The 23,585-nt window shown below is 38.7% G+C and carries 29 protein-coding genes; 24 read left to right on the forward strand and 5 right to left on the reverse strand.

The window, feature by feature from the left end:
* The first annotated feature begins 105 nt into the window (after positions 1–105).
* Positions 106–759 carry a Crp/Fnr family transcriptional regulator gene (locus GL301_RS03505; RefSeq protein ID WP_003724402.1) on the forward strand — a complete coding sequence of 218 codons (654 nt, stop codon included), beginning with the start codon at positions 106–108 and terminating at the stop codon, positions 757–759.
* 188 nt (positions 760–947) lie between these two features.
* On the forward strand, positions 948–2,564 hold the full coding sequence (locus GL301_RS03510; RefSeq protein WP_010958785.1) for a MucBP domain-containing protein: 1,617 nt from the start codon (positions 948–950) through the stop codon (positions 2,562–2,564).
* Between the two features lie 85 nt (positions 2,565–2,649).
* On the opposite strand, the gene GL301_RS03515 is transcribed toward GL301_RS03510, so the two are convergent.
* The 3 genes from GL301_RS03515 to GL301_RS03525 all read right to left on the reverse strand — a co-directional run bounded on the left by GL301_RS03515 (position 2,650) and on the right by GL301_RS03525 (position 4,728).
* Positions 2,650–2,958 (reverse strand): carboxymuconolactone decarboxylase family protein, encoded by a 309-nt coding sequence (locus tag GL301_RS03515; RefSeq protein ID WP_003724404.1) that lies wholly within the window; start codon positions 2,956–2,958, stop codon positions 2,650–2,652.
* Positions 2,959–3,020: 62 nt separating this feature from the next.
* On the reverse strand, positions 3,021–3,836 hold the full coding sequence (gene pdxK / locus GL301_RS03520; protein ID WP_003724405.1) for a pyridoxine/pyridoxal/pyridoxamine kinase: 816 nt from the start codon (positions 3,834–3,836) through the stop codon (positions 3,021–3,023).
* 25 nt (positions 3,837–3,861) lie between these two features.
* Positions 3,862–4,728 carry a Cof-type HAD-IIB family hydrolase gene (locus GL301_RS03525; protein ID WP_003721781.1) on the reverse strand — a complete coding sequence of 289 codons (867 nt, stop codon included), beginning with the start codon at positions 4,726–4,728 and terminating at the stop codon, positions 3,862–3,864.
* 173 nt (positions 4,729–4,901) lie between these two features.
* Between GL301_RS03525 and GL301_RS03530 the strand changes: the two genes are divergently transcribed.
* From GL301_RS03530 to GL301_RS03570, 9 genes are all read left to right on the forward strand, one after another.
* A complete protein-coding gene (locus GL301_RS03530) occupies positions 4,902–5,465 on the forward strand; it encodes a maltose acetyltransferase domain-containing protein (protein WP_003727215.1) in 564 nt (187 codons plus the stop codon).
* A complete protein-coding gene (locus GL301_RS03535) occupies positions 5,462–5,725 on the forward strand; it encodes a DUF5327 family protein (protein WP_003724407.1) in 264 nt (87 codons plus the stop codon). The genes GL301_RS03530 and GL301_RS03535 overlap by 4 nt, the downstream gene beginning before the upstream one ends.
* 9 nt (positions 5,726–5,734) lie before the next feature.
* Complete coding sequence (locus GL301_RS03540) at positions 5,735–6,112, forward strand: DUF423 domain-containing protein (protein ID WP_003724408.1); 378 nt, start codon at positions 5,735–5,737, stop codon at positions 6,110–6,112.
* 113 nt (positions 6,113–6,225) lie between these two features.
* The gene (locus tag GL301_RS03545; RefSeq protein ID WP_003724409.1) at positions 6,226–7,161 is read left to right on the forward strand and encodes an ABC transporter ATP-binding protein; all 936 of its coding nucleotides are present in this window, start codon (positions 6,226–6,228) and stop codon (positions 7,159–7,161) included.
* Complete coding sequence (locus tag GL301_RS03550; protein WP_003727213.1) at positions 7,154–7,924, forward strand: ABC transporter permease; 771 nt, start codon at positions 7,154–7,156, stop codon at positions 7,922–7,924. The genes GL301_RS03545 and GL301_RS03550 overlap by 8 nt, the downstream gene beginning before the upstream one ends.
* Before the next feature lie 259 nt (positions 7,925–8,183).
* Positions 8,184–9,068, forward strand: a complete 885-nt coding sequence (locus GL301_RS03555) for an SDR family oxidoreductase (protein ID WP_012681154.1) — start codon at positions 8,184–8,186, stop codon at positions 9,066–9,068.
* Between the two features lie 17 nt (positions 9,069–9,085).
* The gene (locus tag GL301_RS03560) at positions 9,086–9,262 is read left to right on the forward strand and encodes a DUF2188 domain-containing protein (RefSeq protein ID WP_003724412.1); all 177 of its coding nucleotides are present in this window, start codon (positions 9,086–9,088) and stop codon (positions 9,260–9,262) included.
* Positions 9,263–9,386: 124 nt separating this feature from the next.
* Entirely contained in the window at positions 9,387–9,995 is a 609-nt protein-coding gene (locus GL301_RS03565; protein WP_003731029.1) for a hypothetical protein, read from the forward strand.
* A gap of 910 nt (positions 9,996–10,905) precedes the next feature.
* Positions 10,906–11,334 carry a DUF805 domain-containing protein gene (locus GL301_RS03570; protein ID WP_003721792.1) on the forward strand — a complete coding sequence of 143 codons (429 nt, stop codon included), beginning with the start codon at positions 10,906–10,908 and terminating at the stop codon, positions 11,332–11,334.
* Positions 11,335–11,372: 38 nt separating this feature from the next.
* Here the strand turns inward: GL301_RS03570 and GL301_RS03575 are convergent, their stop codons facing one another.
* Entirely contained in the window at positions 11,373–11,582 is a 210-nt protein-coding gene (locus tag GL301_RS03575) for a lmo0673 family protein (RefSeq protein ID WP_003721793.1), read from the reverse strand.
* 18 nt (positions 11,583–11,600) lie between these two features.
* Entirely contained in the window at positions 11,601–12,521 is a 921-nt protein-coding gene (gene mogR, locus GL301_RS03580) for a motility genes transcriptional repressor MogR (protein ID WP_003724414.1), read from the reverse strand.
* Between the two features lie 371 nt (positions 12,522–12,892).
* On the opposite strand from mogR, the gene GL301_RS03585 reads away from it, so the two are divergent.
* From GL301_RS03585 to GL301_RS03645, 13 genes are read left to right on the forward strand one after another with little or no spacing between them, the layout of a single operon-like run.
* Positions 12,893–13,207, forward strand: coding sequence for a hypothetical protein (locus GL301_RS03585; protein ID WP_003724415.1), 315 nt, complete (start codon positions 12,893–12,895; stop codon positions 13,205–13,207).
* Complete coding sequence (locus tag GL301_RS03590; RefSeq protein WP_003724416.1) at positions 13,200–13,967, forward strand: flagellar type III secretion system pore protein FliP; 768 nt, start codon at positions 13,200–13,202, stop codon at positions 13,965–13,967. The genes GL301_RS03585 and GL301_RS03590 overlap by 8 nt, the downstream gene beginning before the upstream one ends.
* 12 nt (positions 13,968–13,979) lie before the next feature.
* Positions 13,980–14,252, forward strand: coding sequence for a flagellar biosynthetic protein FliQ (locus GL301_RS03595; protein WP_003721797.1), 273 nt, complete (start codon positions 13,980–13,982; stop codon positions 14,250–14,252).
* A 2-nt stretch (positions 14,253–14,254) separates the two neighbouring features.
* Positions 14,255–15,016, forward strand: coding sequence for a flagellar biosynthetic protein FliR (locus tag GL301_RS03600; RefSeq protein WP_003724417.1), 762 nt, complete (start codon positions 14,255–14,257; stop codon positions 15,014–15,016).
* 15 nt (positions 15,017–15,031) lie between these two features.
* Complete coding sequence (gene flhB / locus GL301_RS03605; protein ID WP_003721799.1) at positions 15,032–16,078, forward strand: flagellar type III secretion system protein FlhB; 1,047 nt, start codon at positions 15,032–15,034, stop codon at positions 16,076–16,078.
* 46 nt (positions 16,079–16,124) lie between these two features.
* Positions 16,125–18,200: a flagellar biosynthesis protein FlhA gene (locus GL301_RS03610; protein ID WP_003724418.1), complete on the forward strand. Its 2,076-nt coding sequence runs from the start codon at positions 16,125–16,127 to the stop codon at positions 18,198–18,200.
* A 21-nt stretch (positions 18,201–18,221) separates the two neighbouring features.
* Complete coding sequence (flhF, locus tag GL301_RS03615) at positions 18,222–19,445, forward strand: flagellar biosynthesis GTPase FlhF (protein ID WP_003724419.1); 1,224 nt, start codon at positions 18,222–18,224, stop codon at positions 19,443–19,445.
* A complete protein-coding gene (locus GL301_RS03620; protein WP_012681158.1) occupies positions 19,442–20,221 on the forward strand; it encodes a flagellar basal-body rod protein FlgG in 780 nt (259 codons plus the stop codon). Before flhF ends, GL301_RS03620 begins: the two co-directional genes overlap by 4 nt.
* A gap of 28 nt (positions 20,222–20,249) precedes the next feature.
* Complete coding sequence (locus tag GL301_RS03625) at positions 20,250–21,038, forward strand: CheR family methyltransferase (protein WP_003724421.1); 789 nt, start codon at positions 20,250–20,252, stop codon at positions 21,036–21,038.
* Between the two features lie 24 nt (positions 21,039–21,062).
* Entirely contained in the window at positions 21,063–21,398 is a 336-nt protein-coding gene (locus GL301_RS03630; RefSeq protein ID WP_003724422.1) for a DUF3964 family protein, read from the forward strand.
* Between the two features lie 26 nt (positions 21,399–21,424).
* On the forward strand, positions 21,425–22,276 hold the full coding sequence (gene motA, locus GL301_RS03635) for a flagellar motor stator protein MotA (RefSeq protein ID WP_003721806.1): 852 nt from the start codon (positions 21,425–21,427) through the stop codon (positions 22,274–22,276).
* Positions 22,236–23,063 (forward strand): flagellar motor protein MotB, encoded by an 828-nt coding sequence (locus GL301_RS03640; RefSeq protein WP_003740483.1) that lies wholly within the window; start codon positions 22,236–22,238, stop codon positions 23,061–23,063. The genes motA and GL301_RS03640 overlap by 41 nt, the downstream gene beginning before the upstream one ends.
* 9 nt (positions 23,064–23,072) lie before the next feature.
* On the forward strand, positions 23,073–23,573 hold the full coding sequence (locus tag GL301_RS03645) for a hypothetical protein (protein WP_003734441.1): 501 nt from the start codon (positions 23,073–23,075) through the stop codon (positions 23,571–23,573).
* Positions 23,574–23,585: the final 12 nt, after the last annotated feature.

The raw sequence follows: 23,585 nt of genomic DNA on the forward strand, positions 1-23,585 counted from the left end.
CATTCTAGGGCTTATTTTTAGAAACGATTTTTTCATGGATAAAAGGGTATAGTAACAAAATAGGAACGCGGTTAGGAAAACATAAACTTGATGGTGGTGAAACAAATGGACGACTGGTCAACTTTGATAGGCGAGCTAGAACATAATACCCCAGAAAAAGTTTGGATTGTTAGAGAAGAACTAAACATATCGGAAGTATTTGAAATACAAAAATTAGAGGCGCATTTTATTTTAGTTTTAGAAGGTGTCTTGCGTATGGAAAATGAACATCAACAAATTCTGCATTATTTTAGGGAGAATAACGTCATATATCAATCTCCATATGAATTAAGAGTACAAAATAAACTAAGACTAGTTGCTGAAACACCTGCTCACATTGTTTTACTGCACCGTGAGTTTTTCCTTAATTATGCAACAAACCAACCTGCTTATTCTGAAAAATTAGTGCGAGCAATTATGGATAATGCCGCGAGTTTTATGTTTGAGTTAATGAAGAATGACCTTAAATCAGAGGACCGATTGGCTTATTCATTACAGCAGCTATGCCAAAGTTTAGAATTAGAAGTAAAAAATGAGTTTTATCTACTGCCTCATTATATTAATAAGAATAAATTGGCGCTTTATAGTGATATTTCGAGGAAAAGTTTATACAAATACCTTCAAAATTTAGAAAGAAAAGGACAAATCAAAATGAATGGTAATCAAATACTTGTCCGCATTTCGCGATTCACAAATAGCGAGAATGTAGATTGGTTGTAGAACAAAAAAGCCGCAATTACTGGCAAAATTAATAATTCGAAAAAACGACACATGATTGATAGTATGGAGTGGATTTTACACATATTTGTCCTCTTCGCCTTTGATATACTTTACAAATCAAGTGAGACCTATACGATAATTACATCATTTAGATAACTTGAAATTGTAAAGTTGAAGGGGCAAAAAAAATGAAATTAGGTAAAGTAGGAGCCTTACTTCTCGGTACGGCTTTAGTTTTCCAGGCACCATTCCAAGTTTTCGCAACGAGTGTAAATGGAGAAGAACAGGTGAAAAAAGAAGCTGCTGCGCCAAAAATATCCGTTAACAAGCAAACCTTAGCTGCTACCAGTGATTTAGAACAAACGGTAGGGGAAGCAATTACCAAAACGATACATCTTCAAGATCAAGCATTACCAAACAATGAATGGGGTAGCTATATTTCTGACGTGAAAGTAACATTATCCAATATGGACGGAATTAGTTATGACGTGAAATACGGACCGCTAAGTGAAGACGGTACGCACTATCAATATGCAGACATAACACTTTCAGGAGCACCGACAAAAGCTGGAACAGGAAGCATTAGCCTTGAATATTACGACGGGGCAGGTAACGGTGGAGTTTACAGTTATTCTGTAAACACAAAATCTAAAACAACTATCCAATATGTAGATGGTGATGGAAATAAATTAGCAGAGGATACAGTGAAAACGGGTGATTTAAATACAGCCTATACCTCTGAACCAAAAACGATTGATGGATATGAAGTAGACGAAACAAAACTTCCTAGCAATCAAAATGGTCAGTTTGCTGAAACAAATCAGACAGTTACGTACATCTACTCAAAAACGAAAAGTGAAGTAAATAAAGGAACGGTCGGTATTTCATTCTATACTCCTGATGGTAGCCGCCGGGAACTTAAGTCCTCATTAGACTTAAGTTATGCCTACCCAGATGGTGTCCCAACAGACACAGTAACATTCGGCGATTTAGCAAAAAATACGACTTACAAAGATTTAAGAAATACGCCTGATGCGCCTACTCTTTTATGGAATGATTTGTTACATTACATGGTAGACTACATGAACGGCGATATAGATGCCGCTCAATTTGAAGAGGCAGTTGGGCTAACACCAGCGAATTTTGATTTAGATTTTATTTCACGAAATTTCGAAGGATATAAATTTGATGAAGCAATGTATCAAGAAAATCTAAGTAAATTAGTCACTTTTGAGCAAGATGGCGATCAAGTTGATTTGCAAGTACCATTTAAGAAAGTAGAAGTTGGAGCGGATATTACTGTAAAATACGTTGACACAGCAGGAAACGAATTAGCATCTGTAGAAACGTTGAGTGGTGATGTGGATGATAACTATACTTCAGAAGCAAAAACAATTGATGGTTGGACTTTAAAGGAAACACCTAATAATGCAACAGGAGTCTTTAGTAAAGAGGCACAAACGGTTACGTATGTTTATGAAAAAAATGAGGATACAGATGTCACACCGGCTCCTGACAATTCAGCGGATACAAATGATGACAACTACTCGACGGATAATACTGCGACAACAGATGATAATAGCAGCAGTACGGTGAAAGAAAAGGCGCAAACACAAGCAAGTGGTCCAAAGGAAGAAAAAGTAACCACACAAGAAAGTACTTCTAACAAAGTAACAACACAACCAAAAGAATCTCTTCCTAAAACGGGAGATAACGTGTTGGAAAGTAGCTTGTTACTGGGCTTGGGTATGCTTTTGTTAGGGGGATTATTTGTATTCCTTCGTAAAACTAGAAAAGTAAAATAAAAAAACGCCCAGTATTTGAGCGATTTCAGACTGTAGACAAAGTGAGAAATCATTTTATCTACAGTCTATTTTTTGAAGTTATTTATTAAACTTCATCATATGCTTCTAAGGCAACAGGTAGGGCGCTTATAACAGTATTTCCTACAGCCGGTAGACCAACGAGAACGGCGCTAATAATCTCATCACGCGTCGCACCGTTTGTCTTTGCCATTTTCACATGGAAAGGGAGTCCGCTTTCTAGGCGAGTGGCGGCCATGACAGCAATGTATGCTAGTTCTTCTGTTTTTTTATCGAGTTTACTTGCGGCATCTAGTTTATGTACGGTTTCCATCCAGGCAGAGTGTACTTCGGGAGCTTCTTTCGCGAACGCTTCAAATGATTTACTTACTTTCATTGAACTCATCTCCTAACTTTTATTATAATAAAAAACCGCCCAAACAGTGGACGGTTTTCGTATTATCTATTTTCTGCTTTATTATAAGCGCCATGCCAAACAGGACCGATGAATTCGTTTAGTGCAAATCCACCTTTGATAGCTGCAGTGACAAAGTCTTTTGCTTTTGCGACTGCTTCTTCAACCGTTAAACCTTTTGCAAGTCCAGCTGTGATTGCTGCTGCGAAAGTACAGCCAGCGCCGTGATTGTGGCTTGGAGAGATTTTTTCTACTTCATAGATAGTAAATTCTTTGCCATCATATAGTAGGTCAATTGCTTTGTCGCTTTCTAGGGCTTTTCCGCCTTTGATAACTACGTATTTAGCACCTAATTCGATGATTTTTTTCGCTGCTTTTTTCATATCATCTAATGTAGTTAATTTGCCAAGACCGGATAATTGACCTGCTTCGAATAGGTTTGGTGTTGTGATTGTTGCTTTTGGAAGCAGTAGGTCACGGATAGCTTCCGCGTTTTCTGGTTGGATTAATTCGTCTTCGCCTTTACAAACCATAACGGGATCGATTACGACATTTTTTAAATCATATTTGTCGATGGCTTCGCGTGTAGCTTTAATGATGTCAATTGAACCGAGCATACCTGTTTTCATTGCGTCAACAGGACCACCAGAAAGGATTGTTTTTAATTGTTCGCGAACAAGTTGCGCATCAATTGGAGTAACGCCGTGCGCCCAGTTGTTATCTGGATCCATTGTTACGATTGTTGTGATTGCGCTAAAACCATAAGTGCCGTATTCTTCAAACGTTTTTAAGTCTGCTTGTAAACCAGCACCACCACTTGAATCAGAACCTGCAATAGTTAATGTTTTTTTGATTGTCATTCGTGTTTCCTCCTATAAATAAACTTTAGTCATTTGTTTCTAACATTTTATAGATGGCTGCTGCAACGCCGTGCTCATCATTCGAAAGGGTTACGTGTTCTGCAAGGTCTTTGACTTCTTCTTCGCCGTTACCCATAGCTACACTATAACCAGCCATTTTTAACATCGAAATATCATTCATATTATCTCCAATTGCAAAAGTTTCATCAAGTGTTACGCCTAATTTTTCTACGTAATATTGTAAAGAAATACCTTTTTGTGCTTCGCGGTGAGTGATTTCAATATTATCAGAGAAGGAAGATGTAACGGATAGTTCGGAATCTTTTTCTAGTTTTTGTTTGGCTTTTGCAAGAATGTCTTTATCAGAAGAGAAGGAAATGAATTTTAGAATGGTTAAATCTTTATTGCCTAAAATACGTTCTACATCTGGAATTTCGTGAACGTCCTTCGATTCAAAACGTTCTTCTACTTTGTCCATAATGGTTTCTGCGGGAACGTCTGGGTGGATGCGTTTGTGCATTTCAATCATAAATTCTTTGCCACGAGCTTTGTCTGTTGTGATTGGGCCCATGTCAGTGAAAAATTCGGTATACATACCTAATTCAGTCAGCGTGTTGTAAGTGTTTCTTGCTAGGTTTCTATCGATCGGATGTTGCAAAATTATTTTGCCGTGTTCATCGCGGATTTCCGCACCATTCATACAAATTGCTGGTGCATATAAATTAGCTTTATTAATTAACCCCATTGCATCGTCATACATACGTCCGGTGCAAAGAACGAAATGAATTCCTTTGGCGCGGGCTTTTTCGATTGCCTCGACGTTTTCTTGTGCAATCTCGATATCAGAGTTAAGTAGTGTGCCATCCATGTCTGAAGCAATAACTTTAATCATAATATTAAATTCCTCCCCAATTTTACCTACTCCACTAGAATATCATTTTTTTAAGAAAAATGCACAAAAGGTAGCTGCGCGTAGTTTTTTAGGTGGAGCGATTACTTTACTATATTTCTGTGATTCATTTGGTTATAATGAATAAGAATAAAACGTGGATAGGATGTGTCAGGATGAAAACAGAACTAGAAAAGATGATTGCAGGAGAAATGTATGATCCTAGCGACAGAGAGCTCGCACACGGAAGAAATCGTGCACGTAAGTTCTGCAGAGAGATTAACGATGCGATGGATTCAGAGTCCCGTGCAAGCGTGCTGAAGCGCCTATTCGGCGGAACAAAAGAGAATGTATATGTGGAACCTGATTTTCGTGTTGATTACGGTTCTAATATATATGTAGGCGAAAATTTTTATGCTAATTTTGATTGTGTTATTTTAGATGTTTGCGAAGTACATATTGGTGATAATTGTATGATGGCGCCTGGAGTTCATATTTATACGGCAACGCATCCGCTTGATCCAGTAGAACGTAATAGTGGGCTAGAGCTTGGTAAACCAGTTGAAATTGGCGATAATGTTTGGATTGGTGGTCGGGCAATTATTAATCCGGGGGTTAAGCTTGGAAATAATGTCGTGGTTGCTTCAGGCGCAGTTGTAACGAAAAGCTTCCCCGATAATGTCGTTCTTGCCGGCAACCCAGCACGCGTTATTAAAACAATTGAGGTTGAGGAAAAATGATTATTGCAGATTCAAAGATTTTTGAACAAATGGAAAACGAATTAGCGAAAGCAAAAGCAGCAACCACAAAAGCGAGTCAAGATAAGCATTTGCATGGTTTGATGCTGCTTGTTCAGCTTGCAAAAACAGGCGATGAGACAACTGCGGCTGTAGAACCGATTGCTATTCAGTCAGCAGAACCGGCGCAAATTGCAAGTATGGACGGGAAGAAAATAGAGTTAGAAGACGGCGCGAACGGAGACTCGTTGCTTGATTTTTAGGGGGTAACTATGAAAAAAACAATTATTACGGGAGCCATTTTTGCAGGGCTGGCAGTTTTACTAGGGGCTTTTGGGGCACATGCTTTAAAAGACGTACTTGGAAGTTATGCGAGTACTTGGGAAACCGGCGTTCAGTACCAAATGTTTCACGCAGGAGGCATTTTAGTTGTAGGGCTATTGATGGAAAAACAAGCTAGTCGGCTTTACACATGGGCAGCGATTTTATTTTCGGTCGGAATTGTCTTTTTCTCGGGTAGTTTGTATGTGTTAAGTATTTCTAAAGTATCCATTTTAGGTGCGATTACGCCTATCGGTGGTGTTTGCTTTGTCGTTGGTTGGTTCTTGCTAATTTTAGGAGTATCAAGAAGAACGATGAGTAGATATTAAATCAAAATAATCGTCTTTTCGCGTTCATTTCAGTGAAAAGACGATTGTTTTTTCTTATTGGCAAATAAGTGCTAAAATAAAGGAATCATAATTTATAAGGAGACAGCAATTACATGACTTATGCACTTGAAATAAAAGGGTTAAGAAAAATTTATTCCACTGGGGTCGAAGCGTTACGCGGTGTGGATTTAACGGTAGAAGAAGGAGATTTTTATGCACTGCTTGGTCCTAATGGTGCCGGGAAATCAACGACGATTGGTATTATTACTTCACTAGTCAATAAAACATCTGGTCAAGTAAGCGTATTTGGCTATGATCTCGATACAGATATTGTCCGGGCAAAACAGCAAATCGGACTAGTTCCGCAAGAGTTTAACTTTAATCCGTTCGAAACGGTTCAGCAAATCGTTGTTAACCAAGCTGGCTATTACGGTGTTTCTCGTAAGGAAGCTATCAAACGTAGCGAAAAATATTTAAAACAATCGAATTTGTGGGAGAAACGGAATGAACGTGCGCGGATGCTTTCGGGCGGGATGAAACGCCGCTTGATGATTGCGCGGGCTCTCATGCATGAACCGAAGCTGCTTATTTTAGATGAACCGACTGCTGGTGTCGACATTGAACTTAGACGTGAGATGTGGACGTTTTTAAGAGAGTTGAACGAAAGCGGTACGACGATTATTTTGACGACGCATTACTTAGAAGAAGCAGAGATGCTTTGTCGTAATATCGGTATTATTCAATCTGGGGAGTTAATTGAGAATACCAGCATGAAATCACTACTTTCTAAATTGCAATTTGAAACGTTTATTTTTGATTTAGAACCGTATGAAGAAGCTTTCGAAATTACGGGTTATAATCATGTGTTTGAAGATAAGCAAACTTTGTCTGTGGAAGTGGAACGTAATCAGGGAGTTAACCATATCTTTGAGCAATTAAGCGAACACGGTATTAAAGTGCTTTCGATGCGTAATAAATCGAATCGCCTGGAAGAACTATTCTTGAAAATTACAGAAGAAAAACATCAAGTGGGGGAGAAACATGTTTAATCTATATTATACAGCTTTAAAAAGTCTAGCTGCGAAAGAAACGAATCGCTATATGCGAATTTGGGTACAAACACTCGTGCCGCCAGTTATCACGACTTCGCTTTACTTTATTATTTTCGGGAAAATGATTGGTAGCCGCATTGGGGAAATGAATGGCTTTTCTTATATGGAGTACATTGTGCCGGGGCTGATTATGATGTCCGTCATTACTAGTTCTTACGCCAATGTATCGTCTTCCTTTTTCTCGCAAAAGTTTCAGAAAAACATTGAAGAAATTCTTGTTGCGCCGGTGCCAACGCATATTATTATTTGGGGCTTTTTGATTGGTGGGATTGGTAGAAGTGTTTTAGTTGGAGCACTTGTCACGCTTATTTCGATGGTGTTTGTGCCGATTCACATTCATTCGTGGACGATTGGTATTATTACCTTCTTAATGACGGCGATTTTATTTTCACTCGCGGGACTTATTAACGGGATTTTCGCTAGATCATTTGACGATGTATCCATTGTCCCAACTTTTGTCTTACAACCGTTAACGTATCTAGGCGGCGTATTCTACGCGATTTCGATGTTACCGCCAATCTGGCAAGCGATTTCTAAAGTGAACCCGATTGTCTATATGATTTCCGGATTCCGCTACGGTTTCCTAGGTGTTACAGATGTACCAGTAGCAATTTCTCTATCCATTCTTGTTGTATTTAGTGCCGTTCTTTACTCGATTTGTTGGTATTTAATTAGTAAAGGGCGAGGACTTCGAAGTTAATAGCGATTTTTTCAAAAAGAGAGCGGATTTCCGTTCTCTTTTTTTCATGTTTACTACAATTCTTTTTCAATTTGATGTTAAACGTTTTAGCGTAAAACTGGAGGGAAGACATTAAGTAATGGGGGTAGTGAAAATGGGAAATAAAAAAGTGAAGCGAAAACTTGGCGCTAATATTTGGTGGATACTTATATTGGCCATTTTAATAATTTTCGTAGCCTACTTAGTCATGGGTTACGTTGCAAAAATATAGGAGGTTTTTATGATGAATAAAGAAAATCCATTAAACAAATACCATACAGGAAAATTTGAAAAGCAACGCCAGGATTATCCTGGTTTGCAAAGTAAAATGACGCCTGTTCCAGATACGGGCGAATCAAGTTATCAAGGCGCGAATAAATTAACCGGGAAAAAAGCCTTTGTAACAGGAGGCGACTCGGGAATAGGTCGAGCTGCGGTAATTGCCTATGCTAGAGAAGGTGCTGATGTCGCGATAAATTATCATCCGGATGAAGAAGTAGATGCACAGGAAGTTAAAGCGATTGTTGAGGAAGCTGGACAGAAATGTGTCTTATTACCAGGTGATTTAAGAAAAGAAGGTTTAGCGAAAGATTTAGTAAAAAAAGCATATAACGAGTTAGGTGGACTAGATATTCTAGTGCTAAACGCTGGACTACAGCAATATCAATTAGATATTCAAAAACTTCCAGCTGAACAATTACGTGACACATTTGAAGTGAACGTCTTCTCCGTTGTGTTCGCAATTCAAGAAGCACTTAATTACTTAAAAGCAGGGGCAAGTATCATTTTAACGTCCTCCATTCAAGGCGTTAAACCAAGCGCTCACCTTGTTGACTATGCAATGACAAAAAGTAGTTTAATTTCGCTTACTAAAAGTTTAGCGGCACAACTAGGGGAAAAAGGTATTCGAATTAATGCGGTTGCACCAGGACCAATTTGGACGGCGCTGCAAATTTCTGGGGGACAACCACAAGATAGTATTCCTGCATTTGGTCAAGATCAGCCACTTGGACGAGCAGGGCAACCCGCAGAACTTGCGAGCGCTTATGTGCTACTAGCATCAGATGAAGCAAGTTATACAACGGGCCAAGTATACGGAATTACCGGCGGAGCTCCTATTAATTAAAAGCGAGGTGAAAGTTCGTGCCGTGGACAAAAAATGATTATCCGGATTCGTGGAAAAATCTAAGAAAGACCGAACGCGAAAAAGCTATTGAAATCGGCAATGCCCTATTAAAAGATGGCTACTCAGAAAGCCGCGCTATCCCAATTGCCACTTCGAAAGCAGAAGAATGGTATAAAAATCATAAGGAATCGTAATGTTTAGATGAAAAAACACTTGGAACGCTAGGCTTTAAGTCTATTGTTTCAAGTGTTTTAATTTTGATAAAAAAAGTGTACTATTTAAATTAAGAGAGATGATGACAACTAGGAGGAACTTTTTATGAATAAAAGAAGATGGATTTTCAGCACTGTGGTTGCAGCTTTCCTATTGATTATTGGAGGATTTTTAGTTTATCAACAGATGACACCAAAACCATTCACCGAAGTAGTGGCAGAAGCTAAAATGGACGGTTATGAGAGTGGGGATGAATTAGAAAACGCTAGTACTGTCATCGTAACAGGTCAACTAGAAAAACGCGGAGATTCAATAATAGAGCGAGCTTCAGATGATGCTGTGATAGGTGTATATAGAATGTCTACTTTTAAAATAGCCCAAGTTTTAAAAAACGAAACGGATGACAACTTAGCAAAAGAAATGACAATATCTGTTTATGAAAATGAAGGTTACGATGCCAAAACGAATACGACATACCATATCGCTGGCTATACAAAAATGGAAAAAGAAGAAAAATATCTGTTGTTGTTGCAAAAAGATTCAGAAGATGACTATTATGTCCCGACAGCGGTTATTTTCGGAAAAATAAACCTCAATCCGAATAAACGAAATGAATTATTTCCTAAAAATAGCGACACAGAATCAGCAATCAATAAAGTACAAGCCGAAGTTTTAAAAAATCTTGAAAATGAAATTGAGCGAGAGAATAAATAATTGTACTCTGTTGCATTTTAGTTAAATTCGTCATCTAATTTTAATACAAAAAAAGGGTTTGGATTGGGGGAGACGGGTATTATATAACCATAAGCAATGACAATGCCATTACTTTTTCTCCCTTTTTTGTAGTGGGTTGTCTTTACTTACCTTAAACTCCCTTTTATACTTTTAGCGGTTGTTAGCAGCCACTAAGAGTATTTTTTTGTAAAAAACACTAAATAAATGAAAACTCCTCGAACAAGGGAAAGTTCGAGGAGTTCGGCATTTACCAATATTTATAAATGCCACTGGGGATTTTCTAAGTGAACAAAGATATGGATGTTTGGGAGAGCATCCACTTGGAGAATTTACCATAGATAGATAGCGACAAGTTGTAATGTAGTATAAATCATACAATTCTTGTAGTGCATCATATATAGCACTGAATTATTAAATTCCTGATAAATAAGAAAAGACTGGAATAAAAGTACCTCATCAAGTATATTTAATTTACGCGGGAGTTAAAGAGGTGATAGAAGGTTGAGCAATTTTAACATCATGGGATCTTTAATGCTTATAGCTGTTTTAGTTTTAGCAGTGTATGTTATTACCAAAGTGATTACCAAATTAAAAAATAAGTAGAGTTTAACTAAAATACCTCAATAACATTTTGGGGTATTTTATATTTTAGTGATTATTTCTCGCAATCATCAATGGGTGGATTTTGTGTAAAGTTTTATTGCTGATATGTATTAAAAATCTATAGTTTGGAGGTCTAATAGGTTTAAAGGCCTGTGAAAATAGACACATTTTCAATTAAAAATAGAAATGTGTCTATTTTATGAATCTTTATTGTAAGAGCTTGTGTAATGGGATGGCTACATATATCCTTATAGATACGGTGAAATTTATTTACATAGGAGGAAATATGGGATTTTTAGAAGCTTACAAATCATTTTGGAGAAATTACGTTAACTTTAGTGGCAGAGCCCCGAGATCGGCGTATTGGTATGTAGTACTTTGGAATGTTATTATTTTTGTAATACTTTATGCTTTAGCTTTTATTTTTGGTATTTCAGCTATTATGGAAGCAGCTATGGGTGGTACGGGAATGGCTGGCGGTGGCGGTGCAATCGTTCTGGTAATCATTTTATGGCTATACTTGCTAGCGGCTTTACTTCCAACAATCAGCTTAATGGTTCGACGCTTACATGATTCTGGCAAAAGTGGATTTTTCGTCCTTTTAAGCCTTATTCCATTTGCTGGCGGAATTATTATGTTAATTTTTATGTGTCTTGAAAGTGATGGACCAAACCAATATGGTGATGGGGATATAGATAGTAAATTTGATTTTTAAATAGAAAACGAGCTAGGAGATAATCCTAGCTCGTTTTTTTAATGGATTCCTTCGCTTACAAGGAACCAATTCACTTGGTTGGTATTAATAAAATACGTTAAGTCGTATTTCGTTAACTCGATACATTTTTCGTTAAAAAGGTTTTTCAAGTCTGCTTTTGATAATTCGTGGATGCTGATGTTGTTGATTTTTGCGTCGTCGTCAAGGCGAATAGATTCCCCATTTACGGTATAAATTTCGATATACATCGTGCCACCCCTTCTAAATTACATTTGTTTATAATTTTCTTTGAATACACCAAGTTGATTCAGTGTTACAACGAGTTGCTGGCTGAAAAGTGGCAGTGCTTGGATTTGGTCTAAATCACTGGCATAAGCGAAATCAGCTACTTGTAACACAAGTGTATGGAACGAATCTGTCATGGTTTCGTTTTGTTGTTTTAAATAGGAATTTTCCTGTTCCAATTCTTGGCATTTTGTTTGTAAGTCTTGGTATTTTTTGTCGAGTTCTTCTTTTTGAACAGCAAGGGAAGAGAGTGAGTAAATGCTTTTTAGTAAGTCATATACGTTGTTTTCTTCACCTTGGTTTTCGCTTAAAAGTTGAACATTGCTTTTAACGCCGGAAAGTAAATCAACCAAGTTTTTTTCGCGTGATTTGTCGTAGCTGATTTGTTCTTTGATGGACGTTGGTGCTTTGAATTCAGCTGGCACAACTTTGCCGAAAATATTGGTTTTTTCTTTTTTTGTATTTTTTTGTGTTTTTCTTTTTCTCCCAGGCTTGTTTTTCGGAATATCTTCTACTTGGATAAGCTCTTTTTTTAGTTTGTAGTAAGTATTTTGTAGTTGGCTTGGAGTCTTTGGAAAAATCCGCAAATCATTTAGGCTGAGCATTTCAGAAATATCAAGAACCTTCATATCTTCTAAAATAGCAATTTGGTAACATGCGGAAAGTAGTTCTAATTCGATTTTTAACCAACTAATATTGGAATGCATATATTTTTCGATTCCACCGTGTTCTTCAACGGCTTGATAAAATTCAGTGAGTAAATGGTAGATTTCTTCGGCAGTTTTTTCGTCAATGCCAGCTTCTGAAGCCATTTTTTTAATTTCAGTTGTAGATGAATTCCCCGGATTATCTACTTGTTTTTTGATTTCTTGAAGTAATTTTCTTATTTCTGATTTAGGCATACAATCACATACCTCTCTATCCTATAGTATTATTGATTTTCTGTTTATTTTTATAATAACAATATATGTTAGTTGTGTAAAGGGAACGCGAGTAGGTCAAAAGGATTGGGTATGAAGAACCTTTTTTTGAGTTAAATAGAAAAATATAAATCGAATAATGAGAAGTTTTCCTTTGATACAGCTGTTACACTGGCTGTTTTTTTATTTTTACACAAAATTTCATTTTTTAAAAAAAGTATAGATTTTTTCAGGATTTGGTGTAAAATTTTATATTGCAGTTACAAAAAACACTTTATTGATATATATTTTGAAAAAATGATTTATTTTTGTAATCTGATGAAGGGAGTGAAAGGTGAATTTACCTTACTTGAATGGAATATTTTTTATCACTTTTAAAAATTATTGTACTTTTAGCAGTACTTGCGGGAATTTCTTATTTTTTAGTTAAGAAAAACAAGCAAGCGAATCGCACGAGAAAAAGCGAAAATGATCTTATAAAGTTGAAAGACACTCTTTTAATCTCTCATCAGTTACGTGCAGTTCTTCTGGAGGCAGACGGGGAAAAGGTGCTGGCGATTATTTCCAATAATGATATTCGAACGGTGTCATTAAAAGGAAAAACTGACCAAAATGAAGCACTTTTCCGAGAATTACTTTTGAAAGAGGAGACTAAGGAAAATGCGTAAAATAGCTTCTAGACGAGTATTTCAAGTATCTTTTATTGTTATTTTTGCAATTTCATTGGTTGTCTTTTGGCCAGGGGTGAATGTGCATGCAGAAAGTTGGCTGGACTCACTTGGTGTGAATGGGACGGATGGGGTTAATTCTAGTGTGGCGCTGTTTGTACTAGTTACGGTTCTTTCTTTGTCTGCATCGATTGTATTAATGTTCACACACTTTACTTACTGTATTATCGTTCTTGGTTTAACGAGGCAAGGGCTTGGCGCGACGAACTTGCCGCCCAACCAAGTGCTTGTTGGACTGGCACTGTTTTTATCTTTGTTTATGATGCAACCACTTATTACTGCTTGGTATGACGATGTGTATAAACCTTCGCAAAAAGAAGAGTGGAGCGCATCAAAAGTATGGGATGAAACAAAGCCGCTTTTGACAAAATATGTCGCGGAAAATACATATAAGCATGATATTAACATGATGTTGAAAGCAGAAGGAGAAGATCCAGTTACAAAAAAAGAAGATGCTCCGCTTATGGCTTTAATGCCTGCTTTTATTTTGACACAGATTACCCAAGGTTTTTTAACTGGGATGTTTATATACTTAGCGTTTATTTTTATAGATTTAATTGTTAGTACGTTACTGATGTATCTTGGGATGATGATGGTACCGCCGATGACCATTAGCTTACCGTTTAAGATTCTTGTTTTTATTTTCATTGGTGGGTACGGATTGATTACCAACATGATTTTTCAAACAATTCACTTTTAAGGGAGTAGCAAAATGAATTTAACGCCGATTACGCAAATTTTTCAAGATTTTTTCTATAGTGGGCTGGCGCTTATTTTGCCGGTGTCGCTCATTTGTATCGTGGTAGTGATTGTGGTGGCGATATTGATGGCAATGATGCAAATTCAAGACCAATCGCTGACGTTTTTACCGAAGATTGTTGCTTTCGTAGTGGCGCTATTTATTCTTGGACCGTGGATGTTTGAACACATGACGGATTTGTTTGTAGGAATCTTTTCCAAATTACCCCTGATGATTAGGGTGTAAACATGGAGTTTGAATTTTTCCTTGCGGTAGTGATTGTTTTCAGCCGAGTTGCCAGTTTTTTATTCTTCTTTCCGCTTTTAAAAGGGCGAAACATTCCGAACAGTGTCAAAGTGGTTTTTGGGATGGCGATTTCCATTCCAGTGGCAACAGGGGTCGATGTTTCTGGTATAACGACGCTACCAGATTTGCTACTCCGGGTAACGTCTGAAGTGGTTTTTGGATTAGCGCTGGCGAAATTGGTGGAAATTATTGCGGTAATTCCAAAAATGGCTGGTTTTATGATTGATTATGATTTAGGATTTTCGCAAGTAAACTTGATTGATCCTTCTTACGGGACACAAAACTCGATTACTGCTGCGATTTTAGATACTTTCTTTGTAGTGATATTTTTGTCACTTCAAGGCATGGATTACTTGATTTATTATTTAATGAAATCGTTTGAATTTACGGCTTCGGTGTCGATTTTATTTGAAAAAGGGTTTATTGATTTGCTGCTTGGGACGCTTGGTTTTGCACTTGCTTCCGCGGTGTCGATTGCGCTCCCGATTATGGGTAGTATTTTTATCGTTAATATCATTCTTGCTTTTATCTCTAAGAGCGCTCCGCAAATTAACATTTTTATGAATGCGTTTATTATAAAAATTACGTTTGGGATTTTCATCCTTGCGTGTGCTGTTCCTATCTTGAGTACAGTTTTTAAAAATTTGACAGATGAGATGATTCAACAATATGTGTCGTTTTTTGATTATTTACTGAAAAAATAGGGAGGAGAAAAAAGCTTGGCGAAGGATAATAAGACGGAAAAAGCAACGCCGCGCCGCATTAAGAAAGCTCGAAATGAAGGTAATGTGGCGAAAAGTAAAGAACTAAATAATGCTTTTTCACTGCTAATTGTAGCTGGGCTTCTTTATTTTTTTGGAGAAATGTTTATTAAAAACACGATTCAAGCATTTGTTGCTCTTTTGAAACAGCCACCGAAGCTTGCGAACATGGAAAGTTACAGTTTGTTTTACTTGATGGAGTTTGGCAAAGTGTTGATGCCGATTATGGTGATGGTTGTGATTTTTGGTTTGATGAACTACGGCGTGCAAGTCGGGATTTTATTTTCCGCGAAAGCAGTGAAACCTCAGTTCAAACGACTAAATCCAGCGAACTACTTTAAGCGAGTGTTCAGTGTGAAGGGAATTGTCGAGGTGGTGAAAGCGCTACTTTTAATTACGTTGCTTTCATACGTGGCGTATATTGGCTTTCGGGATCATCTAGACACGCTCATTAGTTACACCGGGCAAAATTGGCTTTACTCACTCGGACAAATTTTCGCTTTATTCAAAAATGAATTTCTGGCGCTCTTCCTTGTAATCGCAGTAATAGGGCTGCTTGACTTCTTTTACCAGCGTTATGACTATAAAAAAGGCTTGCGGATGTCGAAGCAAGAAATTAAGGACGAAATGAAAGATTCAGAAGGTCGACCTGAAGTGAAACAGCGCCAAAGAAGTATTGCGCGTGGGCTTCTCCAAGGTTCGATTACGAAAAAAATGGCGGACGCGACTTTTGTGGTGAACAACCCGACACATATTTCCGTTGTGATGCGTTATGACAAAACAAAAGATCATGCACCGAAATTGCTCGTTAAAGGGGAAGACGAGCTGGCACTGTTTATTCGTCAGGTGGCGGATACGGACGGGGTGCCGATGATTACAAATAGACAACTGGCACGAAGTATTTACTATACGACGAATCCAGATGAATACATACAAGAAGATTTATATAAAGATGTTATTGAAGTGATGAAAGAATTGATGGACGCAGACAAAATCAAGTTCTAACAACATATGAGCGACCTTTCTAATCTTAGAAAAGGCAGGTTTCAAAATGGGGAATTTAGGTGCTATAAAAAAATATTTTGCTATCTTGATTGCGGTCTCGTTTGTTATTGCACTTATTGTGCCATTACCTCCGTTTGTATTGGATTTAGTGCTTGTGACGATCTTGGCGTTCTCTGTGTTAGTTTACATGCGTGCCACATCAATTAAAGATTGGAATGAATTAAAGTCATTTCCGTCTTTACTACTTTTGATGGGGATATTTCGGGTTTCGATAAATATTTCGACGACACGGGCGATCTTAACTACTGGTGATCCAGGACAAGTAATTAAACAATTTGGGAATTTTGTTATTGGTAGTAATTTTGTTGTTGGGATTGTTATTTTCATTATTTTAATTGTCTTTCAGTTTATTGTGGCAAATGGTTCTTCGCGGACAGCGGAGGTAGCAGCAAGATTTACGCTGGATGCTTTGCCCGGTAAACAAATGGCGATTGATGCGGATTTGAATCAACGGTTGATTACAGAGCCGGAAGCGAAAGAAAAACGCGCATATTTGAATATGGAAACCGAATTCTACGGAGCGATGGACGGAGCTGGGAAATTTGTAAAAGGGGATGTTCTTTTTACCGTTTTGCTTGCAGTTGTAAATATTGTATTCGGTTTAATTGTCGGTATGGTCCAAGGTGGGCTTTCGTTCGGGGAAGCTGCGGTGAAATATACGGAGTTAACAATCGGGGATGGCATCGTGAGCCAGATTGGTTCACTTTTAATGGCGATGTCAGCTGGGGTTATTGTAACTCGGGTATTTGACGGATCAGATGATAACGTTGCGGTCGGGATTTTCAAAGAATTAATGCAAAACTCGGTGGTCGTTTATACGCTCGCTGCCATGTTTATCTTAATGGGTGTATTTAGCCCACTACCAACGATTCCATTTGTTGGAATTGGCGTAGTGCTTGGAATAATCGGCTATCGTACGCAATTCAATTTAAAGAAAAAAGAGCAATTGGAACTTGAAAAAGAAATGGAGCTTATCCAGTCGGAAACCAGCTCTGCTGAAGCGGAACACAATCAAGCATTTGGCGCAGCACGAGAAAAATTCCCTGTAGTTGTGGAACTTGGCTTAAACATTGCGGCTCTCGTGAAACAAAAAATGAACGGAGAAACGGCAAAAGATAAAGTCGTCTTAATGCGAAAATCAATTTTACAAGATTTAGGTATTGGGGTCCCGGGGATTAATTTTAAAGATAATACGAGTTTTCAGCCGCGCGGGAAGTATGAGATTAAGGTCAAAGGTGTGGCTGTTGCGAGCGGGGTTTTAAAGGCAGGACATTTATTAGCGCTAAAAACACCAGGCGTGATGATGGACCTTGATGCGGAGCCGACCAAGGATCCGATTTTCGGGGAAGATGGTTACTGGATTTTGCCGGGTGAGTTAGAAGATGCGCAGATGAAAAACTATCAAGTGCTCGAACCGCTTAGTATTTTAATTACGCATTTGGATGTTGTGCTGCGGAAGAACTTGCATGAGCTTCTGATGCGCCAACAAATTAAAGATTTAATTGACGGACTTGCTGATGAAAATCAAATTTTAATTGATGAAATTAAGAAAAAAGAAATTGATTATTCGCTAATTCAAGGGGTGCTTCGACAACTCTTGAAAGAAGGGATTTCGGTTCGCGATTTACCAACGATTGTCGAAGGGATTATTGATGGGCAAACGATTTATCCGAATGATCTTGATGGCATTACGGCATTTGTCAGGGAGCGGATTTCGAAAGTCATTTGTGAACAAGCGAAAAATCAAGATGGCAAAATTTACGCGCTACTTTTGCAAGATTCGATTGAAATGGATACAGAAATTGTCAACACGCCGTATTATGGCTACGCGCTGAACTGGGCGCTCGACAAGGAACTGCCAATCATTCAAAAAGTAAGAGATACCGTGAATAAAGCGCAACTCACTGGTCGTGAACCTGTCATTTTAACAAGGCGAAAAGATTTTCGATTTGGCTTTGTGCGAGTTTTGGAAAGATATCAATTGGACGTGCCGGTGCTCTCCATTAGTGAACTGTCGCCGGAAACAGAAGTGGAGCAAATTGCACTGATTGAACCAACTTGATGAGGGAGGTAATCCGTAGAAATGGGAAAACATTTAGTAGAAAAGATGGAAATTTTTAAGGCGAACTCCAAGCGAGAAATACATAAAAAAATTCGCTTAGTCACGAATGAGCCATATAAAATTACGGATGAACGTGTCACAAAGCTTGGGATTTTTAAGAAACAGTATGAAGTGACGGCGGTCATTATGAGTGAAGTGGCGATAGCAGATGGTCGAATGGACTTTCAAGAAACATTTCAAAAATCGGTTGTCAAAAACAGACCGAAAACAGACGACTTATTAAAAAAAGAAAAATTACTAGAAATGCTTGCTGCGGGAGCGGAACTAGCACAGTCAACGCCGCTTTTAGAAGAACGAAAAACACAGGAAGAAGAATTGTCAGCGATGCGTCTCGAACTAGCGGCTTTAAACCGCGAGCTTGCAGTGAAAATGCGCGAGGAGCGTGAACAAAACAGTGATTTCGTGAAGTTTTTGAAGGGTCGCGGAATTAGTGATACGTATGTGGCGGACTTCATGCAGGCTGGGCGGAAGCAGTTTAAGCAAGTAGAAACGGCGCATTTGGATGATATTACAGATTGGTTCGTTCCTTATTTATCCGGAAAATTAGCGGTGGAAGATTCGTTTGATTTAAGCAACCACCGGATTATTTCTTTGATTGGGCAAACGGGTGTTGGGAAAACGACCACGCTTGTGAAACTTGGATGGCAGCTGTTAAAGCAAAATCGGACAGTGGGCTTTATCACTACAGATACTTTTCGGTCAGGCGCAGTGGAGCAGTTCCAAGGTTATGCGGACAAACTCGATGTGGAGCTTATCGTTGCGACGAGCCCGGCTGAACTAGAAGAAGCTGTGCAGTATATGACGTATGTTAACTGCGTGGATCATATTTTGATTGATACGGTTGGGAGAAATTACTTAGCCGAGGAATCAGTGAGTGAAATTTCTGCCTATACCGATGTTGTTCATCCGGACTTAACGTGTTTTACATTTTCTTCTGGAATGAAAAGTGCGGATGTGATGACGATTTTACCAAAACTAGCAGAAATTCCAATCGATGGTTTTATCATTACAAAAATGGATGAAACGACGCGTATTGGTGATTTATACACGGTGATGCAAGAAACAAATTTGCCGGTGTTATACATGACAGATGGACAAAATATTACGGAAAATATTTTCAGACCAAAAAGTCGTTGGTTAGCGGAGCGGTTTGTTGGGACAGATAGAAGGCGGGTGCTGGAATGAAGGGGTTATACATTGGCGCAGCAGGGATGATGAACTACATGCAACATATTCAAGTTCATTCTAATAACGTGGCTAACGCGCAGACGCCAGGATTCAAATTTGATCAGCTTACGAGTGAAGTGATTTCGCGAAACAAAGTGAACTATCAAAATGGGCCTGTCGCTAGGCAAGTTGGGACAATTGATTACGGTGTTCGACCTGCTGCGACGCATATTAATTTGACAGCGGGATCAAGCTATATTACGAACCGCGACCGAGATTTCTTTATGCAAGACACGGATCCTACGCAAGGAAGTAATTTTTTCATCACTGCTAAAAATGGCGAAATTTCACTTTCACGTGGCGGGCAGTTTCACTCCGATCAGTTTGGTTTTCTGCGGACAGCAGATGGCGCCAATTTACTCAGTGCGACTGGGGAAGCGATTCAAGTGGGGCAAAAAACGTCGATTCGCGCCGAAGCAAATGGTGATTTATACAATGCGGAAACAGGTCAATACTTGGGCCGCCTTGGAACCAAATTTGTTTCCGCTAATCAAGCAGATAGTTTGGTGAAAGACGGCGAAGGTAGAATTCATGTAAATGGCATAAACACAATGAATTTACCAGCTGGACAAGGGATTATCCAAAATGGAGTTATCGAAACGTCTAATGTTGATTTAGGCGTAGAAATGGTACAACTCATGGATAACCAGCGCATGGTACAAGCTTCAAAAAATGTCGTTAATATGTTTGATAAAGTGTACGACAAAGAAGCAACTGGATTAATTCGTCAGTAACGACCTAGCTAGGGGGAGGGGAAAAAGAATGATTCCAGATTTGGAAAAGGATTATCTTTACTTTACTCGTGTCGTCAAAAGGGACTTAGGTTTAGATTTAGCGCTTTATAAAGAAACGCAAATGAAACGTCGAATTTTATCTTTTATCGTGAAGAAGCAATATATTACATTTGGAGAATTTTTCAAACATCTCAAAAAAGATGCCGTTCTTTTAGATGAGTTCATTAGTTTGATTACGATTAATGTTTCGTCGTTTTTCCGTAATCGCAATCGCTGGGATGCGCTGGAAAAACAAGTACTTCCAAGGTTGCTTGAAGATAGTCGCGGGAAGCTTCGGGTTTGGAGTGCGGCTTGTTCATCAGGGGAGGAACCGTACTCGCTAGCGATGATGATGGAACGTTCAGTTGGCACAAGGCATTATGATATTTTGGCCACAGACCTCGAACCAGCTATTTTAAAACGCGCGGTCATTGGAGAATATCAAAGCCGTCAAATGGAAGAACTAACCGAACAAGAACGGCATACGGCATTTGTTGAAAAAGGGGATACATATCAGATTTTGCCTAAATATCGAAAGTCGATTCGTTTTAGACGGCACGATTTGCTGACCGATTATTACGAAAAAGGTTTTGATTTAATTGTTTGCCGTAATGTGTTGATTTATTTCACAGCAGAAGGAAAACACCAAGCATATCAGAAGTTTGCAGAGTCACTAAGACGTGGCGGCGTTCTTTTCATCGGCGGGTCAGAACAGATTTTGAACCCAGCTGATTACGGGCTTGCCACATTAAATAATTTTTTCTACATAAAAACCTAGCAAAAAAGAAATGGAGTTGGTTAGATGGGACGAATAGAAAACATTAAAAATTTAGCGTTTTTTGAGGACAAACCTGGACTCGCAGAACAAATTCTCATGCTTGAAAAGAAAACACAACTTTTCTTACCAAATGAATTTGAAATTAGACAAACAGTTGGCTATGAAATCGGGGATAAAGAAGTTATTCTAGGCCGACTCGAGTCATTTTATTTTCTCGCTTTAAAAGGTGTGGGAGAAGATAACTACCGCTCGCAAGCATTTGCCAGTGAAGCGGATGCTAAAGCGTTTTTCGTTCATTTACCAGAAATGGAAAACGAGTTAGTTGCCTTTTGGTTAAATGAAGTGGAATTAGTTCGCTGAAATAAGTAGGTGGGAGATGAAGTAACGTGGAAATAACAACGATTATAGGACTTGTGTTGGCAGTGATAGTCATTGCAGGTTCGTTCATGATTCAAAATATATCACTGGCGATGTTATTTAGCGCTGAAGCTTTAATTGTCATCATTCTTGGGACAATTACGGCTGTTATGATGGCGCACCCATGGAGTGATGTAAAAGTAGTACCGAAACTTTTTAAAATTCTTTTCACAAAAGAGAAGATGCCGGACAAAGTGGACGTACTTGTGCAATACAAAGAATACGCAGACGAAATTAGGCGTAGCGGGGTACTTGCGCTGGAAGATTCTGTCGATGAAATTGAAGATCCATTTATGAAACGAGGGATGCGCTTAGTTGTAGATGGGCAGTCTTCCCCAGAATTTTTACGGGACGTTTTGGAAGAAGAAGTAGCGAGTATGGAAGAACGCCATGCTGCTTATGCGAAGATTTTTGCATCAGCTGGAGCATATGCGCCGACGCTTGGTGTACTCGGAGCAGCGATGGGACTCATTCATGCGATGGGGGAAATGTCGAACCCGGACAAACTTAGCGAAGCAATAGCCGCGGCGTTTGTTTGTACGATTTTCGGTATTTTTACCGGTTACGTACTTTGGACGCCATTTGCCAATAAATTAAAAGTGAAATCACAAAAAGAAGTGCATTTGAGATATATGATGATTGAGGGAGTCGTCGCGCTTCAAGAGCGAAATGCACCACGGGTTGTGGAAGAACGTTTATTATCTTTTTTAAGTCCAAAAGAGAAAGATGTGCTGCGAAATGGAAAAGGGAAGAAAACGAGAGAAGTGGAGGAAATTGAGCGTGGCCAAGCGTCGCAAGAAACCGCAGGAGGAACACGTTGATGAAACGTGGTTAATTCCATATAGTGATTTGCTGACACTTTTACTTGCGCTATTCATCGTTCTGTTTGCCTCCAGTTCCGTTGATGCTAAGAAGTTTGAACAAATGGGAAATGCATTTAAGAAAATTGTAGAGGAAGGCGCGGCAGGCAATCAAGCATATGTATCCAAAGAAAAAGGACCAGATGATCCTAATGTGAATGCAGTCTTGAAGGCGATGGAAGAGCAAGATAAAAAGAAAGAAGCAACCGAACAAGAGAAAGCCAAAAAAGCAGCAGCGGCCTTACTTAAAAAGCAAAACGAAGAAAAGATTGAAGCCTTTAAAAAACAAATTGATAGTTATATTGCAGCAGAACATTTGGGAGCAAAAATGACAACGAAATACTCGGATGAAGGGCTTTTGATAACTATCCGTGATGATATTTTATTCCAGTCGGGAAGTGCAGAATTAACTGCAGGAAAACGCGAGATTGCCAAAGAAATCGGCGAACTTTTTGCGCAAGGAAAAGGAACGATGGAAGGGATTGTTTCTGGACATACCGATAATGTGCCAATAAGCACCTCAATTTACTCTTCCAACTGGGAATTAAGTGTCGCGCGCGCCGTTAATTTCATGGAAGCAATCATTCAAGAAAATAGCGAAGTAAACCCAGGCGAGTTCAGTGCTCGCGGCTACGGAGAATTCAGACCTGTCGCCAAAAATGATATCGCAGCAAATCGCGAAAAAAATCGGCGTGTAGAAATCATGGTACGCCCAATTAATCGCGATACGCTAGATGAAGATGAGTAGGTGAAATGTTTGCAACTTTTTTTAAGTGGTTCGCATACGTTAACCGACTATGACAAACAAGAAATACAAGCATACCTCGAAAAATTTGCACCAGTGAACCACATTCACTTGCTTTGTTATAAGTCGATTGAAAATGAAGTGTTACAATTTTTCTTGAAAAAAGAGCATCTGGCACCGCGACTATCGATTTACACTTTTGCACCGAAAGAATGTTTGCCAGAGCCGTTTTTATCGACGATAGACTATCTGGAATGTCTAGGCAGTAGCTATCAGTCATTTGGTTATTTTGATACGGTGATTACTAAGCCGACTTATGAGAAATTCTTAGCACAAATTGTTAGTAAAATGGATTTGGTTTGTTGTTTTTATAACGGGGATAAGCCGACTGATGTGATACCAGTCGATGTCGCGAAATCGTTCGATGTGCAAAGTATGATTTATGATTTGCCAAAAGCGAAAAAACATCTACTGCACCGAGCGAGCAGCGATAAAATAAAATTAGTGAATTAATTGATAGAAAGA

The organism is Listeria sp. LM90SB2, from assembly GCF_028867355.1.
GTDB lineage: Bacteria > Bacillota > Bacilli > Lactobacillales > Listeriaceae > Listeria > Listeria monocytogenes_B.

Coding starts and splice junctions, on each gene's coding strand:
- GL301_RS03515 (WP_003724404.1), bottom strand. CDS start 2,958: ATGAAAGTAAGTAAATCATTTGAAGCGTTCGCGAAAGAAGCTCCCGAA.
- GL301_RS03600 (WP_003724417.1), top strand. CDS start 14,255: ATGGAGTTTGAATTTTTCCTTGCGGTAGTGATTGTTTTCAGCCGAGTT.
- GL301_RS03505 (WP_003724402.1), top strand. CDS start 106: ATGGACGACTGGTCAACTTTGATAGGCGAGCTAGAACATAATACCCCA.
- GL301_RS03620 (WP_012681158.1), top strand. CDS start 19,442: ATGAAGGGGTTATACATTGGCGCAGCAGGGATGATGAACTACATGCAA.
- mogR (WP_003724414.1), bottom strand. CDS start 12,521: ATGCCTAAATCAGAAATAAGAAAATTACTTCAAGAAATCAAAAAACAA.
- GL301_RS03555 (WP_012681154.1), top strand. CDS start 8,184: ATGATGAATAAAGAAAATCCATTAAACAAATACCATACAGGAAAATTT.
- GL301_RS03610 (WP_003724418.1), top strand. CDS start 16,125: ATGGGGAATTTAGGTGCTATAAAAAAATATTTTGCTATCTTGATTGCG.
- GL301_RS03595 (WP_003721797.1), top strand. CDS start 13,980: ATGAATTTAACGCCGATTACGCAAATTTTTCAAGATTTTTTCTATAGT.
- GL301_RS03550 (WP_003727213.1), top strand. CDS start 7,154: ATGTTTAATCTATATTATACAGCTTTAAAAAGTCTAGCTGCGAAAGAA.
- GL301_RS03575 (WP_003721793.1), bottom strand. CDS start 11,582: ATGTATATCGAAATTTATACCGTAAATGGGGAATCTATTCGCCTTGAC.
- GL301_RS03530 (WP_003727215.1), top strand. CDS start 4,902: ATGAAAACAGAACTAGAAAAGATGATTGCAGGAGAAATGTATGATCCT.
- GL301_RS03510 (WP_010958785.1), top strand. CDS start 948: ATGAAATTAGGTAAAGTAGGAGCCTTACTTCTCGGTACGGCTTTAGTT.
- GL301_RS03535 (WP_003724407.1), top strand. CDS start 5,462: ATGATTATTGCAGATTCAAAGATTTTTGAACAAATGGAAAACGAATTA.
- GL301_RS03625 (WP_003724421.1), top strand. CDS start 20,250: ATGATTCCAGATTTGGAAAAGGATTATCTTTACTTTACTCGTGTCGTC.
- GL301_RS03585 (WP_003724415.1), top strand. CDS start 12,893: ATGGAATATTTTTTATCACTTTTAAAAATTATTGTACTTTTAGCAGTA.
- GL301_RS03570 (WP_003721792.1), top strand. CDS start 10,906: ATGGGATTTTTAGAAGCTTACAAATCATTTTGGAGAAATTACGTTAAC.
- GL301_RS03590 (WP_003724416.1), top strand. CDS start 13,200: ATGCGTAAAATAGCTTCTAGACGAGTATTTCAAGTATCTTTTATTGTT.
- GL301_RS03630 (WP_003724422.1), top strand. CDS start 21,063: ATGGGACGAATAGAAAACATTAAAAATTTAGCGTTTTTTGAGGACAAA.
- GL301_RS03525 (WP_003721781.1), bottom strand. CDS start 4,728: ATGATTAAAGTTATTGCTTCAGACATGGATGGCACACTACTTAACTCT.
- GL301_RS03540 (WP_003724408.1), top strand. CDS start 5,735: ATGAAAAAAACAATTATTACGGGAGCCATTTTTGCAGGGCTGGCAGTT.
- GL301_RS03565 (WP_003731029.1), top strand. CDS start 9,387: ATGAATAAAAGAAGATGGATTTTCAGCACTGTGGTTGCAGCTTTCCTA.
- GL301_RS03545 (WP_003724409.1), top strand. CDS start 6,226: ATGACTTATGCACTTGAAATAAAAGGGTTAAGAAAAATTTATTCCACT.
- pdxK (WP_003724405.1), bottom strand. CDS start 3,836: ATGACAATCAAAAAAACATTAACTATTGCAGGTTCTGATTCAAGTGGT.
- flhF (WP_003724419.1), top strand. CDS start 18,222: ATGGGAAAACATTTAGTAGAAAAGATGGAAATTTTTAAGGCGAACTCC.